This window comes from Herbaspirillum lusitanum, assembly GCF_026127345.1.
Lineage (GTDB): Bacteria > Pseudomonadota > Gammaproteobacteria > Burkholderiales > Burkholderiaceae_D > Herbaspirillum > Herbaspirillum lusitanum.
The window spans coordinates 101164-117559 of record NZ_QXFG01000008.1; the positions used below are offsets into that span (position 1 = coordinate 101164).

Sequence of the window (16396 nt, forward strand, 5' to 3'; positions counted from 1 at the left end):
CCGGAGAGCGTCATGCCTACCATCAACTTCACCGTCAACGGCACGGCCCGTTCCGTGGATGTCCGCGATCCCGACCAACCCCTGCTTTACGCGCTGCGCAACAACATCGGCCTGACAGGTCCGAAGTTCGGCTGCGGACTGGGTCAATGCGGCGCCTGTACCGTGCTGCTCGACCAGACCCCGCTGCGCAGTTGCGTGACGCCGTTGTCGGCGGTGGCGGGCAAATCCATCACCACCATCGAAGGCCTCGGTACGCCCGATAAACCGCATCCGGTGCAGGCCGCCTTCATCGCTGAACAGGCAGCGCAATGCGGCTACTGCGCCAACGGCATGGTGATGACCAGCGCCGCTTTGCTGGCATCGAACCCCAAGCCGAGCGAAGCCGAAATCAAGGATGCGCTGTCGGCCAACCTGTGTCGCTGCGGCACCCACGTGCGCATCCTGCGCGCGGTGATGCGTGCTTCGGGGAGGACGCCGGCATGAACGCACCTTTTATTCCCCTCGCCTCTTTCGACATTCAAATGAGCCGGCGCGCGCTGCTCAAAGCCGGCGGCGCGCTGGTGGTGACGCTGGCTGCTCCCGTGACGGGGCTCGCTACCGAGCAGGTCTTGCGCGACAAGGCCGGCAATGCGCAGGCTCATGCGCTGCTCGACAAGACGCTCGAAAAGACGCTCGACGCCGGCGCGGTGGACGGCTACATCGCCATCCACCAGGACGGCACGGTGACCTTGTTCTCGGGCAAGGTCGATCTCGGCCAGGGACTGCGCATCGCTATCCGGCAAATGGCGGCGGAAGAACTCGGCATCGGCGTCGACAAGATAGACATGATCGAAGGCGACACCGCACTCACGCCCGACCAGGGACCGACCGCCGGCAGCAGCGGCGTCATGCGCGGCGGCGTACAGATCCGTCAGGCGGCGGCGACCGCGCGCGAGGCGCTGATCGCCATGGCGGCGGCACGTTTGCAGAAGCCTGCCGCCGAGCTGATGGTGCAGGACGGGATGGTGCGACCGAAAGCCGGCGCAGCAGGTACGGGATTGAGTTTCGCCGAGCTGGTCGGCGGCAAGCGTTTCGATCTCAAGGTCGATGCCAAGGCGCCGCTGAACAATCCGCAAAGCTACCGTGTGGTCGGCAAGCCTTTGCTGCGTCCTGACGTGCCTGCCAAGGTGACCGGCACGCATACCTATGTGCATGACGTGAAGCTGCCGGGCATGCTGCACGGACGCGTGATCCGTCCCGCCGCCGAGGGGGCGAATATCGTCTCGGTCGATCAGTCGTCGGTAAGGCAATTCCCCGGTGTGAAGGTGGTGCGGCTGGGAGATTTCCTCGCCGTCGCCGCGCCCGACGAATGGGATGCGATCCAGGCAGCCGCTGCGCTGAAGGTAGTCTGGAGCGACAGCGACAAACTGATGGGCCACGACAAGGTCGAGCAATGGCTGCGCAACGGTCCCTTCGACGCCGAAGAAACGCTGGTCAGGAAGGGCGATGCGGTCGCCGCCTTGCAAGGCGCAGGGGAAAAAATCAGCGCGAGTTATTACTGGCCGATACAGACGCACGGCTCGATCGGCCCCTCGTGCGCGGTGGCCGACGTGGGCGCAAAGCAGGCAACCATCTACACCGCCTCGCAGGGAACGCATCGTTATCGTCCTGCTTACGCACAGATGCTGGGCATGCCCAATGACGCGGTGCGCCTGGTGTACGTCGACGGCGCCGGCTGCTACGGCATGAACGGCCACGACGACGCCGCCGCCGATGCGGCGCTGATGTCGAAGGCGCTGGGCAAGCCGGTGCGGGTGCAATGGTCGCGCCAGGATGAACACGGCTTCGATCCGAAGGGGCCGCCGCAGGCGTTGACGCTGGAAGGCGCCCTGAACCCCGACAAGTCGATCGCCGCGTGGCGCACCGAGATGTGGCTGCCGCGCGCCACCGCCAGCCTGCCGACGGTGCCCTTGCTGGCGCCGCAGACGGCAGGCATGCCGCAGCCGAAGGGAATTTCAACCGGCTTGATTTCACAGAACGGCGATCCGCCGTACGAGGTCGCCAACGTCGCGGTCGGCGTGCACTGGCACGACAGCGCGCCGCTGCGTCCGGCCAACATCCGCGCGCCGGGCAAGATTGCCAACATCTATGCGGTGGAATGTTTCACCGACGAGCTGGCGGCGCAGGCGGGCATGGATCCGCTGGCGTTCCGCCTGCAATCGCTCAAGGATGCACGCGGCGCGGAAGTGCTGAAACGCACGGCGGCGCTGTTCGGCTGGCAAGCGCGCGCAGCCAGTGCCGGCCTCGGCAACAAGACCAACAAGCGCGGACGCGGCATCGCCTATTCGCATTACAAGCACAACGAAACCTATGTCGCCATGGCGATGGAGGTCGAGGTCGACCGCGCCAGCGGCGAGATCCGCGTGCTGCGTGTGGCCTGCGCGCATGATTGCGGACTGATCATCAACCCCGACGGCTTGCGCGCGCAGATCGAGGGCAGCATCCTGCAAACCATTTCGCGCAGCCTGTATGAAGAGATCCGCTTCGACACGCGCCGGGTGCAGAACGTCGACTGGGCCAGCTATCCCATCCTGGTGTTCCCGGCGGTGCCGGAGTTGCGCATCGAGCTGATCGACCGTCCCACCATGCCGCCATTGGGCGGCGGGGAAGCGGCGGCGTCGCCGGTAACGGCGGCGCTGGCCAATGCGGTGTGGGATGCGGCCGGCATCCGCTTGCGCACGGTGCCGTTCACGCCGGAGCGGGTAAAGGCGGCGTTGCAGAAGGTTTGAAAAACGGCGGTGGCGCTGCAATGCTCACGTTTGTGTTCTACACTGCGCGAGCTGTTTCCTCACAAAGTCCATAACACCAAGGAGAATCAAGCATGATCAACGTCACCGCCAGCCGCATCGCCCTTGCATTGGTTGCAGTTCTGTCGTTCAGCAGCGCCGCCATCGCACAAACCGTCAGCGTCGACCTCAAGGGAGCCAGCGAAGTCCCCGCCAATACTTCCACCGCCAGCGGCACCGGCAGCATCAGCGTTGCCGCCGACAAGAGCGTGAGCGGCAAGATCACCACCAGCGGCATCGAAGGCAAGATGGCGCACATCCATACCGGCGCCGCCGGCGCCAACGGTCCGGTGCTGGTCGGCCTGACCAGGGACGGCGATAACGGCTGGACCGTTCCGGCCGGCGCCAAATTCACCGACGAGCAATATGCCGCCTATCTGGCCGGCGGACTGTACGTGAACGTCCATACCGCTGCACATCCGGGCGGTGAAATCCGCGGTCAGCTGCTGCCGAAATAAGACGCTGCCGATTGCGAGCCGGATTCTTTTCCTGCTCCGGAAGCCATCCTTTTACAAGGGTGGCTTTTTTGTGGGCGCATGGTTTTGTCTTCCGGTAAATTGTCATACAACTATGCTGATTTCGCGGCTGGAGAGAGCGGTGGCGGGACAGAAATCGGGGAGGAGGCGGCACTGCGATCAGAGGTTTTTAGACTTTTACGCGACTGGTGTAATCGAATAAGTTCAATACCGTAGCGGATTGCAGAGGTTTTCAGGAGGGCGATAATAATTCCATTGCCAAACCAAAAGCGCGTGTTTATACTTTACTTTATGTTGTATGATGACTGATAACAAAGTCCTCTTGCAGCTCTTTCAATAATAAACACTGCCGCTGCCGCTTCGTCGGACAACGTCAAATATGAGCAGGAGATCGCGCTTTCGCCGCATCCCGCTTCATCATTTGCTGTTTCCTCCGGGCCTCGGCGCAATTCCGGTCAGGAGACAATCAGTGAGTGTCAATCAAGTGGGCGCAGCCATCAGCGCAAGCGCCAAAGAAAATATCAAGCCGAGTCATGTTCGCTATCTGATTCTGTTCATGCTGTTCATCGTGACGACGGTCAATTACGCCGATCGCGCCACGCTGTCGATCGCCGGCACCTCGATGAAGTCCGAACTCGGTCTCGATCCGGTGATGATGGGCTACATTTTCTCCGCGTTCAGTTGGGCTTACGTGCTTGCGCAGTTGCCGGGCGGCTGGCTGCTGGACCGTTTCGGTTCCAAGAAGATCTATGCGCTGAGCATTTTCCTGTGGTCCTTCTTCACGCTGCTGCAAGGCGGCGTCACCTGGTTCGGCACGGCCGCTGCGGTGGTGCTGCTGTTCCTGCTGCGCTTCATGGTCGGCCTGGCGGAAGCGCCGTCGTTCCCGGCCAACGGCCGCATCGTGGCGTCGTGGTTCCCGACTGCGGAGCGCGGTACGGCGTCGGCGATTTTCAACTCGGCGCAGTATTTCGCCGCCGTGCTGTTCACGCCGCTGATGGGCTGGATCACGCACGTTTACGGTTGGCACCATGTGTTCACGGTGATGGGCGCATTCGGTATCCTGCTGACCTTCCTCTGGATCCGCGTCATCCACAGCCCGAAAGATCATCCGATGATCAACCAGGCCGAGCTGCAGCACATCGAGCAGGGCGGCGGACTGGTGGACATGGATCAGGCAAAGACGACGAAAGCGACCGCAGGCGCTGCCGCAAGCGGTGATGCCGGCAAGGCCAAGTGGGGTTACATCAAGCAACTGCTGAGCAATCGCATGCTGCTGGGCGTGTACATCGGCCAGTACTGCATCAACACGATCACGTATTTCTTCCTGACCTGGTTCCCGGTGTACCTGGTGCAGGAGCGCGGCATGTCGATTCTGAAGGCGGGTTTCGTGGCTTCGATTCCGGCGGTGTGCGGCTTCATCGGCGGCGTCGTCGGCGGCCTGATTTCGGATCGCCTGATCAAGCGCGGCAACAGCGTCACCATGTCGCGCAAGATTCCGATTGTCGGCGGCATGCTGCTGTCGACCACGATGATCCTGTGCAACTACGTCGATGCGCAGTGGATGGTGGTGGGCATCATGGCCGTGGCCTTCTTCGGCAAGGGTGTCGGCGCACTGGGCTGGGCCGTGGTGGCCGATACCGCACCGAAGGAAATCGTCGGCCTGTCGGGCGGCCTGTTCAACACCTTCGGCAATATCGCCGGCATCACCACGCCGATCGTGATCGGCTATATCCTGAAGGAAACCGGTTCGTTCAGCGGCGCCCTGATTTTCGTCGGCGCCAATGCGCTGGTGACGGTGATCAGCTACCTGGTGATCGTCAAGGAAATCAAGCGCGTCGAACTGAAGCCTCTCTGAGATCGACAAAACCCACGCTGCCGGGACCCTCTGCGTCCCGGCAGCGTTGTTTAACCCGCAGCATGTTGTCAATGGATTCGCCATGAGCGCCGAAACAGCCACCCAAGCCAGCAACACCAATATTCCACGCTACATCCTGATGCACGAGAACGACAACGTCGCCATCGTCGTCAACGACCGCGGCCTGCCGGCCGGCACCGTGTTCCCGGATGGCCTCACGCTGATCAGCCAGGTGCCGCAAGGCCACAAGATCGCCCTGCGCGATATTCCGCAGGGCGCGGCGATCATCCGCTACGACGTCGCCATCGGCTACGCCGCGCGCGATATCGCCAGGGGCAGCTGGATCGAAGAGTCGGTGGTGACGCTGCCCCCGGCACGCGAGCTCGACAACCTGCCGATCGCCACGCGCAAGGCGCCCGCGCTGGCATCGGTGCCGCTGGAAGGCTATACCTTCGAGGGCTATCGCAACGCCGACGGTTCGGTCGGCACGCGCAACCTGCTGGCGATCACCACCACCGTGCAATGCGTTGCCGGCGTGGTCGAGCATGCGGTCAGGCGCATCCGCCAGGAGCTGCTGCCGAAGTATCCCAATGTCGAAGACGTGGTGGCGCTGGAACACACCTACGGCTGCGGCGTCGCCATCGATGCGCCCAACGCCGACATCCCGATCCGCACATTGCGCAACATCAGCCTCAATCCGAACTTCGGCGGCCAGGCCATGGTGGTCAGCCTTGGTTGCGAAAAACTGCAGCCGAATCGCCTGCTGCCGGAAAGCATCATCCCCATCCACAAGGAAGGCGAAGCTTACGTGGTTTGCCTGCAGGATGCGGAGCACGTCGGCTTCAACTCGATGATCGATTCCATCCTGAAGATGGCCGAAGCGCGCCTGCAGGAACTCGACAAGCGTCGTCGCGTGACGTGCCCGGCCTCCGATCTGGTGGTCGGCGTCCAGTGCGGCGGCAGCGATGCGTTCTCGGGCGTGACAGCCAATCCGGTAGTCGGTTTTGCCACCGACCTGCTGGTGCGCGCGGGCGCCGCGGTGATGTTTTCGGAAGTCACCGAAGTACGCGACGGCATCGATCAGCTGACCTCGCGCGCCGTCAACGAAGAGGTCGCGCAGGCCATGATCCGCGAGATGGACTGGTACGACAATTACCTGCAGAAAGGCGGCGTCGACCGCAGCGCCAACACCACGCCGGGCAACAAGAAGGGCGGCCTCGCCAATATCGTCGAGAAGGCCATGGGCTCTATCGTCAAGTCCGGCAGCAGCCCGATCTCGGGTGTGCTGGCTCCCGGCGACAAGTTGAAGCAGAAGGGTTTGATCTACGCCGCCACGCCGGCCAGCGATTTCGTCTGCGGCACCTTGCAACTGGCGGCCGGCATGAACCTGCACATCTTCACCACCGGCCGCGGCACGCCATATGGCCTGGCCGCCGTGCCGGTGATCAAGGTCGCCACGCGCAATGACCTGGCGCGCCGCTGGCACGACCTGATGGACGTCAACGCCGGCCGCATCGCCAGCGGCGAAGCGACGATTGCCGACGTCGGCTGGGAGCTGTTCCAGCTGATGCTGGATGTCGCCAGCGGCCGCAAGCAGACCTGGGCCGAGAAGTGGAAGCTGCACAACGCGCTGACGCTGTTCAACCCGGCGCCGATCACCTGATTCATTCGGCTTTCTTCGAACGGCAAACACAAAAAACTACAAGCTCCCGCGTCTTCGATAGCGGGAGCATTTTTCATCAACGGGAGGAAGTTATGGAATTTGCAACATATGCACGAAGGGCCGGCGCAGTCATGCTGGGCTGTGCGCTAGGCATCGGCGCCAACGCAGCAACGATGGTGTACGTGTCCAATGCCGACAGCAAGGACATCTCGGTCTTGCAACTGAACAAGGATGGCAGCCTGGACCTGGTTGAACAAGTACCGGCCGGCGGCACGGTGATGCCGCTGGCGTTCAGTCCCGATCATCGTCGCCTGTACGCCTCTTTGCGCTCGCAGCCGTATTCGGTCACCACCTTTGCGGTCGATCAGCAGAGCGGAAAACTGAAGGCGTTGTCCACGGCGCCGCTGGCCGACAACATGGCGAACCTGGCGACCGACAAGACCGGTCGTTTCCTGTTTGCCGCGTCCTATACCGGACACAAGATTTCGGTCAATCCGATCAGCTCCGCCGGCCTGGTGCAGGAGCCGGCCACCGTCATCAACACGGGCAAGAATGCCCACGCCGTCGGCAGCGATCCGAAGAACAGATTCGTCTTCGCCTCCAACCTCGGCAGCGACGTCATCCTGCAATTCAAATTCGACGCTGCGACCGGCAAGCTGACGCCCAATACGCCGCCATCCGTCGCGACGAAAGCCGGCGCCGGTCCGCGTCACTTTGTGTTTCATCCGAACCTGCGCTATGTGTTTGCCACCAACGAGCTCGACGGCACGGTAAGCACCTATTCCTATGATGCCGCGCAAGGTACGCTGAAGCTGAAGGGCAGCGTCTCGGCCGTGCCGCCGGGATTCAAGGGCGGTGCGCCAGCTGCTGCCGATATCCACCTGACGCCGGACGGCCGCTTCCTTTATGCCTCCGAACGCACGTCCAGTACATTGACTGCTTACCGTGTCAACGCCGGCACCGGCGAACTGACCACCATCGGCAACTTCGCCACCGAGACCCAGCCGCGCGGATTCAACATCGATCCGCAAGGCAAGTACCTGCTCGCGGCGGGACAAAAATCGAACGGCCTGACCAGCTATGCCATCAACCCGAAAACCGGGGCGCTGACGCCTTTGCGGCACTATGGCTTGGGCAGCAATCCGAATTGGGTGGAAATCATCGCGTTGCCTTGAGACGCTGCGCTTCACTTTGGGAAATCCCTCGCCGGTCATGCCGAGCGGGGGATTTTGCATTGGCGCAGGAAAATTGTCGATCCGGCAATGTCGCATTTTGATGTTGCTCAAAAAAACGTGCATAAATCGACTCCGGCGTTTGTCCTTGCTCTAAGATTGCGCAGGGCACGTCTGCGTGCATCGAAAACTAGAATATCAATGGGAGTGAAGAATGCGGAACATCACCGTTCGTTTCAGTCTGATGAGCGCACTGGCGCTGTTTGCCGCCATGATCGTGTTCGGCGCCGCCGTCGGCGTGTTTGCGCTGGGCCGCGCCAATGAATCTACCGTGACGGTGCACGACGTCGCCTCGCGCGCGCTGACCATCAACGACGCCTACAAGGACACCACGCGCACCCGTGCCGCACTGACGCGCGGCTATAGCGCGTTGAAGGAGCAGAACGACCAGGAGGTCAAGAATTCCGCGTTGAAGAGTGCGCAGGCCAGCTACGATCGCACCCTCAAGTTGCTCGACGAGTTCGACAAGGCGGCGCCGTTCAAGGGCCAGGACGACAAGCTCAAGGCGGATCTGGTCAATGCCGGCAGGCAGCTTTCGGACGTGCTCAACAAGGCCGCCGACGCCTTGCGCGCCAATGACACCAACGCTTATGTCGAGATCAACAGCCGCGACATCACGTCGCGAGGCGCCAACTTTTCAACGCAGCTGGAGAAATTCCAGAAGCTGACCAAGGATATCTCCGAAGACATCGTCGCCCAGCGCGACCGGGAATACCACATGGTGGTGTGGCTGGTGGCTGCCGGCCTGGTTGCGGCGCTGATCCTTGTTCTGGGGGTGCACTTCCTGTTGCGCGGCATCGTGCTGACGCCGCTCAACCGCGCGGTGGCTTTGCTCGACCAGGTTGCCGGCGGCGACCTGACGATGAAGATCAGCGAACCGGGCCGTAATGAAATCGGCCGCCTGTTCGCTTCCATCCGCAGCATGCAGCAAGGTCTGCTGAGCACTGTGGCGCGTGTGCGCAGCAGCACCGACATCATCAATACCGGCGCGCAGGAAATCGCCGCCGGCAATCTCGACCTGTCGTCGCGTACCGAGACCCAGGCCAGCTCGCTCGAAGAGACCGCCGCGTCGATGGAGCAATTGACGGGCACCGTCAAGCAGAATGCGGAGAACGCCCAGCAGGCCAACCAGCTGGCGCATTCGGCGTCCGAGACGGCAGTCAAGGGCGGTGAGGTAGTGGCGCAGGTGGTCGACACCATGACCGCGATCAACGACTCGTCCAAGAAGATCGTCGACATCATCAGCGTGATCGACGGTATCGCGTTCCAGACCAACATCCTTGCCCTGAACGCCGCAGTGGAGGCAGCCCGCGCCGGTGAGCAGGGCCGTGGCTTTGCCGTGGTGGCATCGGAAGTACGCAGCCTGGCGCAACGTTCGGCCGCGGCGGCGAAAGAGATCAAGCAACTGATTACCGATTCGGTCGACAAGGTGGAATCGGGCAGCCGCCTGGTCGAGCAAGCCGGCTTAACGATGGGCGAAGTCGTCGGCAGCGTGCGGCGCGTCACCGACATTGTCGGCGAGATCAGTTCGGCCAGCCGTGAACAGAGCGACGGTATTGCACAGGTCAACCGCGCCATTGCGCAGATGGATGAAGTGACGCAGCAGAATGCCGCGCTGGTGGAAGAAGCCGCCGCTGCGGCGCAGTCGCTGCAGACGCAGGCGGTGACGCTGGCCGAGGCGGTCAGTATTTTCCGGATGGAAGCCCACACGGCGGCCGGGCCGCTGCATGGATCCGCCGTGCCGACGCAGCGAGCGGCAGAAAAATTGACGACTGTGAAGAAAACTGCAGCGGTTGGCGCGGCCGCGCCAGCGCCGGCACCTTCCGTCGGCGTCCGTCCGGCGTTGGCCAAGCCCGCGACACCGAAGACTGCGCCCAAGCTTTCGCCGACTTCCGACGACGACTGGGAACAGTTCTGATCTGCATGTCAGTTGCCGCAGCGATGGCCTGATATCCGGCCGTCGCTGCCGTTTCTTCTAGGCCTGTTGCTTCCCTCCCAGCGCTTCGGCCACCAGCCGGCGCTGTTCTTGCTGGTGGCGCCTCAATGACGAGTGCGCTCCCGCAGCCGTAGCGGTACGGCACACGTTGCGCAAGGCGATGCCCGTTGGCAGACTTTCTTCCAGGGCATCGCGCACGAAGCGCCACGCTCCCTGATTTTTGTCTTCTTCTTGCGCCCAGACCACTTCGGACAAATGAGGAAAAGCTGCCAGCGCCTCGGCCAGCGCGTCCTGCGGGAACGGGTACAGCTGTTCGATACGGATGACCGCGGTGCGGGCGTCGTGCGCTTCGTTTCGGGCCGCGTCGATGTCGTAGAAGAACTTGCCGCTGCACAGAATGACGCGTTCCACTGCAGTGGAGTCGGTGACGTCACGATCGGCCAGCAGCGGCTTGAATCCGCCTTCGGTCATTTCTTGCAGCGACGAATGGGACCGCGGGTTGCCATAGAGGTGCGACTTGGGCGACATCACGACCAAGGGTTTGGGGTCCTCCGCCACGGCTTGCTGGCGCAGCAGATGGAACCACTGCGCCGAGGTCGACGGAAACGCGATGCGCATGTTGCGGTCTGCGCAGAGTTGCAGGAAGCGTCCCAGGTAAGCGGTCGAATGTTCCGGCCCCGCGCCTTCCTGGCCATGCGGCAGCAGCATGGTCAGGCCCGAGCGATATCCCCATTTGTGTTCACCGGGCGCGATGTACTGGTCGACGATCACCTGGGCGCCATTGACGAAGTCGCCGAACTGCGCCTCCCAGATGGTCAGCCGGCGTTGCGCCTGAACGCTGTAGCCATATTCGAATCCGAGCACGGCTTCTTCGGTCAGCGGCGAATTGACAATATCGAAACGGCCCTGGCCGGCGCCGATATGGTCGAGCGGGATGAACGCCTCGCCCGCGTGGTGGCCGATATCGTCCTGCGCAAACCAGCGGGCATGGCGATGCATGAAGGTGCCGTGGCCGACGTCGAGGCCGGACAGGCGTATGTCGACGCCGTCGCCCAGCAGCGAGGCGCAGGCGAGGTTTTCCGCGAAGCACCAGTCGACCGGATTGCGCGCGTCGGCAGCGCCGGCTTGCCATTTCTGGATCAGTTGCCGAATGACGTTGTGCGCCTTGAAGTCTTCCGGCGGCGTGGTGATGATTGCCGCCAGTGTTTGCAAGCGCTCAAGCGACGGCGGTTGGGAAAAGAGACTTGCGGCGTTGTCGTCGATCGCCGGTAGCATCTGCATGGCAGCCTTGCCGTGCGGCGAACTCGTCAGCACGCTCCGCAATATGTCGGTGCGCAAGCTGTCGAGAGAGATTGATGTGCTCGTCCTTGCGGCTTCGCGGGCCAGGCACGCATGGTAGAGCTCGGTGACCGGCGGATGGCGTGCGATCGCTGCCTGCAGACGCGGATGGGTAAGGGCCGGGATGTCATGTTCGGAATGTCCGAGGCGGCGATAGCCGATCAGGTCGATGATGACGTCGGCGCCATACTTCATGCGGTATTCAAAGGCGATGGCGGCAGCGCGGACAAGGTCGTCGGGATGATCGGCATTGACGCGGATCACCGGCGCATCGACCAGGCGGCCGATATCGGTGCAGTAGAGATTGCCAGCCACATCCATGGCGTTGGACGTGGTGAAGGCGATTTGGTTGTTGACGATGATATGGACTGTGCCGCCCAGCGTATAGCCTTGGGCGCGGGTCAGGTTCAGGGTTTCCATGACGATGCCCTGACCGGCGAACGCGGCGTCGCCATGCACCATGACCGGCACGCATCCGGATTCCGGATTGTCGTCCTGGAAGGCGCGCGCCATGCCGCTGACGACCGGATAGACGCTTTGCAGGTGTGAAGGGTTGTGCGCCAGGAAAACGCTGACCTCGCCCTTGCTGGTCTGTTTCAAGGCGCTCCCGCCGAGATGGAAGGGAAGGTCGTTCTGGCTGATCGCCTCGGGAGAATCGTGGTTGAGGCAGGCGAGGATATGCTGCACCGGGAAATCCATCAGATTGACCAGCATGTTCAACCTGCCGCGATGAGGCAGCCCGAGGAACATTTGCTGTACGCCATGTTGCGCGGCGTTCTCGATCAGCATGTCCATCAGCGGCAACAGGCTTTCGCAGCCTTCCATCGAGAAACGTTTGGCATGCGGCGCGGTGGCGGCAAGGTGGCGCTCCCACACTTCCGCCGTGAGCAGTCGGCGCAAAATCGTCTGGCGCTGCGCGGCGGAAGGCAGGGTCGACGAAGAGGCTTCCATCCGGGAGAACAGCCAGGCTCGCCGCGATTCGTCGCGTATGCCGCTGCAGTCCAGTGCAAAGGCGCCGCAGTAGACTTCTTTCAATTGACGGTCGAGTTGTTGCACCGTCGAAGCCGCCGGAAATACCGTGCTGCCCGACGGGCGCGCCATGGCCGGGGCGAGGCCGTAGAATTCCGGCGTCAGTTCCCGTGGTGTCGGCGTAACGTCGGGTGCGGCGATGGCGAGTGGGTCGAGACGAGCCATGCGATGGCCGAGGTTGCGGTGCGCCTCGATGAACTGTGCGATGTACCACGACGACAGCGCGGCGGCATCGGCAGCCGCAGGTTCGCGGTCGGGGAGGAAGGAGAAACGTTCCAGCGCGAGGTGTTCAGGATAGTTGTTTGACATGGTCGGGGCTAGGAGAAATATTGTTGGGGAAATTGCTGCTCCATTCCAACCGTCGCGACCGTGCCTCGTGGTTTTCGGCATGAGGCGGGCCAACGCGCGGCATTTTGCGGCAAGCAGCTTGATCGCTGGAGCGCTGCAGCTGCGACTGCCATTTCAATTGCAGTCGCAAACTGTCCATGTGGCTGCGCCCCGTTTGCTTCTTCCTGTTGAGGCGGTTTCCTTACGTTGATGCGGTGAACGCGAGCTCCGGCGTTTTGACGGCGCCCAGCCGCGACGGCTTCGCCGTGATATCGACGGAGCGGCGCGATCCGCCGCCGGGCGCGGTTGCCGTAGCCGGCAGCTGGTCGCCGTGGAGCGTGAAGGTGCTGACCATGTCGGTCAGTTGGCCGGTCTGGTCTTGCAACGCTTGCGCTGCGGCCGCGCTTTGTTCGACCAGTGCAGCATTTTCCTGGGTGACTTGATCCATTTGCGTAATGGCCTGATTGATCTGTTCGATGCCGTCGCTCTGTTCCTGGCTGGAAGAACTGATTTCTGCAACGATGTCCGTGACGTGACGGATGCTGTTGACGACGTCCTGGATGGTTTGACCGGCTTGTTCGACCATCTTGCTGCCGTTGCCGACCTGGTTGACGGAGTGATCGATCAGCGTCTTGATTTCCTTGGCGGCGACGGCGCTGCGCTGCGCCAGGTTGCGCACTTCGCTGGCGACCACGGCGAAGCCGCGGCCGTGTTCCCCGGCGCGCGCGGCTTCCACTGCGGCGTTGAGGGCGAGGATGTTGGTCTGGAAGGCGATGCCGTCGATCACGCCGATGATATCGACGATCTTGCGCGACGACGTGTTGATGGCGGTCATGGTGTCGACCACCTGGCCGACGGCATCGCCGCCCTTGATCGCGACGGCGGACGCGTTGGATGCAAGCTGGTTGGCCTGACGTGCATTGTCGGCGTTCTGCCTGACCGCGGAGGTCAATTGTTCCATCGCCGAGGCGGTTTCTTCCAGCGAGCTCGCCTGTTGCTCGGTGCGCGTGGACAGGTCCATGTTGCCGCTGGCGACCTCGCGAGAAGCTTCGGCAATGGTATCCGTGCCTTTGCGCACTTTGGCGACAATGCCATGCAGGTTTTCGATCATGAATTTGAGGGCCACAAGCAAGCGGCCGATTTCATCCTTGCTGTCGATTTCCAGATGATGCGTCAGATTGCCTTGCGCCACCGCTTCCGCCAGGTCGACGGCGCGGTTGATCGGTCGCGTGATCGTGCGGGTGATGAACACGCCGGTGACGATCGACAGCAGCACCGCGCAAGCCGACAGGATGGCCATCTGGATCTTGGCGTTACGCGCCTGTTCGGCTGCGTTGAGGACGTCGTTTTCCATTTCGTGCGCCTGGTAGTCGACCATCTTGTCGACCAATACGTAATAGGCGGCTTGGGTGCGGGCCATGTCGCCCTGGTAAATGTCGCGCGCCTCCTGCTGTTTGTTCTCCGCAATCAGTTCGAAGAATTTGCGCACCGTCACGCCGTAGGCCGCGCGCGATTCGAACTGTTGCTTGAACAACTGCTTGCTCTGTTCGTTTTGCAGCATTTTTTCAAATTTGGCGTAAGCCTCGGCATTGGTTTTGCGCAGGGCGGCGTAGTCGTCCATGTATTTCTTGGCGCGCTCGGGCGAGCTTGTCAGCAGCAGGTTGCTGAGGATGGCGTTGCCTTTGTTGCCGTTGTTCTTGATCTGGTTGCTGATGGAAATCAGCGAATAGCGCTCGCCGACGATGCGGTCCATTTTTTCATTGTTGGCGTCAAGATGCCGGATGCCGACGAGCGCCGTACCGATCAGCAACGCAACGACCAGCGCGAACGCCAAACTGAGACGGACTCCTATGTTGAGATTGGAGATTTTCATTTACTGCTCCTCTATGGCGGGTTTCAATCATTACGTGCTTGCGCTGGGTTATGGGCGTGCGGACAAGCGGGCTTGGTCATGCATGGGGATCCAAAGTCCAGCACCTTGTAAAAGTGGCTGCGGGCAATGAATGGAAGAAATATAGGGAGGAAACCAGGGCGACTCTATAGGGATATTTCTGATGTTTTTCTGTCCATTGACAGTCTGAGTAGCCACTCAGATACCTTATGGTCAGTAGGTTGTCGTGCGCGTTTCCGCGCGCGCAAAAAAAAACGCCGGAGCGGATGCTCCGGCGCTGAAACTGCCGTTGCCGGCAGTTGTGGATACCTGTTGAGGTAAGGATCGGTTCGTCGTCTGCCGGCTTTACGCAGCAGTGTACGAAGTCTTCACGGCGGTGTAGAACTCGGCGGCGTACGCGCCTTGTTCACGCGGACCGTAGCTCGATGCCTTGCGGCCGCCGAACGGCACGTGATAGTCGACGCCGGCGGTGGCCGTGTTGACCATCACCATGCCGGCTTGTGCGTGGCGCTTGAAGTGGGTGGCGTGCTTCAGCGAGGTGGTGCAGATGCCCGACGACAGGCCGAACTCGGTGTCGTTGGCCAGTTGCAGCGCGTGCTCGTAGTTGTCGGCAGGGATCACCGAGGCCACCGGGCCGAAAATTTCTTCGCGCGAAATGCGCATGTCGTTGTTGCAGTCGGCGAACAACGCCGGCGTCATGTAGAAGCCGTCGGTGTCGCGCTTGACGCGCTCGCCGCCGAACACCAGGTTGGCGCCTTCCTTCTTGCCGATTTCAATGTACGACAGGTTCTGATCCAGTTGCGACTGATCGACCACCGGACCGATGTTGGTGTCTGCGGTCAGCGCGTGACCGATCTTGAGGCCGGCCAACTGGGCGCGCGCCGCTTCGATGAAGCGCGGGTAGATATCCTTTTCGACGATGATGCGGCTCGACGCGGTGCAGCGCTGGCCGGTCGAGAAGAACGCGCCTTGCACGGCCGCCGCGACGGCGACGCTGAGGTCGGCGTCGTTGAGCACCACCAGCGGATTCTTGCCGCCCATTTCGAGCTGGAACTTCGCCATGCGCGCGATACAGCCTTGCGCCACGCGGTTGCCGGTCGAGACCGAACCGGTGAAGGTGAGGGCAGTGACGCGGCGGTCGTCGATGAAGCGCTGGCCGACGACTGAACCGCGGCCCATGACCAGGTTGAACACGCCGGCCGGGATGCCGGAGCGGCTGATGATGTCGGCAATCGCCCAGGCGCTGCCCGGCACCAGTTCAGCCGGTTTGAAGACGACGGTGTTGCCGTAGGCCAGCGCCGGTGCGATCTTCCACGCAGGGATCGCCATCGGGAAATTCCACGGCGCGATGATGCCCACTACACCGACCGGTTCGCGCGTGATTTCGATGTCCAGGCCGGGACGCACCGATGCCAGTTTCTGGCCCTGGATGCGCAGCACTTCGGCGGCGAAGAACTTGAAGATGTTGCCGGCGCGGCCGGCTTCGCCGATGCCTTCGGCCAGCGTCTTGCCTTCTTCGCGCGAAAGCAGGCGGCCGAGTTCTTCCTTGCGCGCCAGGATTTCCGAACCGATCTTGTCGAGCGCATCCGAACGCGCCTGGATGTTGCCGGTGCTCCAGGCAGGGAAAGCGGCGTGGGCGGCCGCAATGGCGATGTCGGCTTGCGCGGCGTCGGCTTGCGCGTATTCGCCGACGATGTCGGACAGGTCGGACGGGTTGATGTTCTTGTTGACGCTGGCGCCTTGCAGCCATTCGCCGTTGATGTAATTCGCAAACTGGGACATGGTGTTCTCCTGAAAGTGGAAGCATGGAAGCCAAAACTGACC

General features: G+C 62.1%; 10 protein-coding genes. 7 read left to right on the plus strand and 3 right to left on the minus strand.

The window, feature by feature from the left end; genetic code table 11:
• Positions 1–12 precede the first annotated feature (12 nt).
• From DXT88_RS08875 to DXT88_RS08905, 7 genes are all read left to right on the plus strand, one after another.
• Complete coding sequence (locus tag DXT88_RS08875; protein ID WP_265212792.1) at positions 13–483, plus strand: (2Fe-2S)-binding protein; 471 nt, start codon at positions 13–15, stop codon at positions 481–483.
• Positions 480–2768 carry a xanthine dehydrogenase family protein molybdopterin-binding subunit gene (locus DXT88_RS08880; RefSeq protein ID WP_265212794.1) on the plus strand — a complete coding sequence of 763 codons (2289 nt, stop codon included), beginning with the start codon at positions 480–482 and terminating at the stop codon, positions 2766–2768. Before DXT88_RS08875 ends, DXT88_RS08880 begins: the two co-directional genes overlap by 4 nt.
• 92 nt (positions 2769–2860) lie before the next feature.
• The gene (locus DXT88_RS08885) at positions 2861–3283 is read left to right on the plus strand and encodes a CHRD domain-containing protein (RefSeq protein ID WP_265212796.1); all 423 of its coding nucleotides are present in this window, start codon (positions 2861–2863) and stop codon (positions 3281–3283) included.
• Positions 3284–3857: 574 nt separating this feature from the next.
• Positions 3858–5156, plus strand: a complete 1299-nt coding sequence (locus tag DXT88_RS08890) for an MFS transporter (RefSeq protein WP_238534075.1) — start codon at positions 3858–3860, stop codon at positions 5154–5156.
• Positions 5157–5238: 82 nt separating this feature from the next.
• On the plus strand, positions 5239–6819 hold the full coding sequence (gene garD / locus DXT88_RS08895; RefSeq protein WP_265212798.1) for a galactarate dehydratase: 1581 nt from the start codon (positions 5239–5241) through the stop codon (positions 6817–6819).
• A 131-nt stretch (positions 6820–6950) separates the two neighbouring features.
• Complete coding sequence (locus DXT88_RS08900; RefSeq protein WP_265214112.1) at positions 6951–7994, plus strand: lactonase family protein; 1044 nt, start codon at positions 6951–6953, stop codon at positions 7992–7994.
• Between the two features lie 211 nt (positions 7995–8205).
• Positions 8206–9969 carry a methyl-accepting chemotaxis protein gene (locus DXT88_RS08905; protein WP_265212799.1) on the plus strand — a complete coding sequence of 588 codons (1764 nt, stop codon included), beginning with the start codon at positions 8206–8208 and terminating at the stop codon, positions 9967–9969.
• Positions 9970–10026: 57 nt separating this feature from the next.
• On the opposite strand, the gene DXT88_RS08910 is transcribed toward DXT88_RS08905, so the two are convergent.
• The 3 genes from DXT88_RS08910 to DXT88_RS08920 form a co-directional block, all read right to left on the minus strand.
• On the minus strand, positions 10027–12663 hold the full coding sequence (locus DXT88_RS08910; RefSeq protein WP_265212801.1) for a 2-oxoglutarate dehydrogenase E1 component: 2637 nt from the start codon (positions 12661–12663) through the stop codon (positions 10027–10029).
• Positions 12664–12883: 220 nt separating this feature from the next.
• Positions 12884–14554: a methyl-accepting chemotaxis protein gene (locus DXT88_RS08915; protein ID WP_265212803.1), complete on the minus strand. Its 1671-nt coding sequence runs from the start codon at positions 14552–14554 to the stop codon at positions 12884–12886.
• Between the two features lie 363 nt (positions 14555–14917).
• Complete coding sequence (locus DXT88_RS08920) at positions 14918–16354, minus strand: aldehyde dehydrogenase family protein (RefSeq protein ID WP_265212805.1); 1437 nt, start codon at positions 16352–16354, stop codon at positions 14918–14920.
• Positions 16355–16396 lie beyond the last annotated feature (42 nt).

Excerpts from the sequence above, each read along its gene's own strand:
- DXT88_RS08875 (WP_265212792.1), top strand. The coding sequence starts at position 13 with ATGCCTACCATCAACTTCACCGTCAACGGCACGGCCCGTTCCGTGGAT.
- DXT88_RS08880 (WP_265212794.1), top strand. The coding sequence starts at position 480 with ATGAACGCACCTTTTATTCCCCTCGCCTCTTTCGACATTCAAATGAGC.
- DXT88_RS08885 (WP_265212796.1), top strand. The coding sequence starts at position 2,861 with ATGATCAACGTCACCGCCAGCCGCATCGCCCTTGCATTGGTTGCAGTT.
- DXT88_RS08890 (WP_238534075.1), top strand. The coding sequence starts at position 3,858 with ATGCTGTTCATCGTGACGACGGTCAATTACGCCGATCGCGCCACGCTG.
- garD (WP_265212798.1), top strand. The coding sequence starts at position 5,239 with ATGAGCGCCGAAACAGCCACCCAAGCCAGCAACACCAATATTCCACGC.
- DXT88_RS08900 (WP_265214112.1), top strand. The coding sequence starts at position 6,951 with ATGCTGGGCTGTGCGCTAGGCATCGGCGCCAACGCAGCAACGATGGTG.
- DXT88_RS08905 (WP_265212799.1), top strand. The coding sequence starts at position 8,206 with ATGCGGAACATCACCGTTCGTTTCAGTCTGATGAGCGCACTGGCGCTG.
- DXT88_RS08910 (WP_265212801.1), bottom strand. The coding sequence starts at position 12,663 with ATGTCAAACAACTATCCTGAACACCTCGCGCTGGAACGTTTCTCCTTC.
- DXT88_RS08915 (WP_265212803.1), bottom strand. The coding sequence starts at position 14,554 with ATGAAAATCTCCAATCTCAACATAGGAGTCCGTCTCAGTTTGGCGTTC.
- DXT88_RS08920 (WP_265212805.1), bottom strand. The coding sequence starts at position 16,354 with ATGTCCCAGTTTGCGAATTACATCAACGGCGAATGGCTGCAAGGCGCC.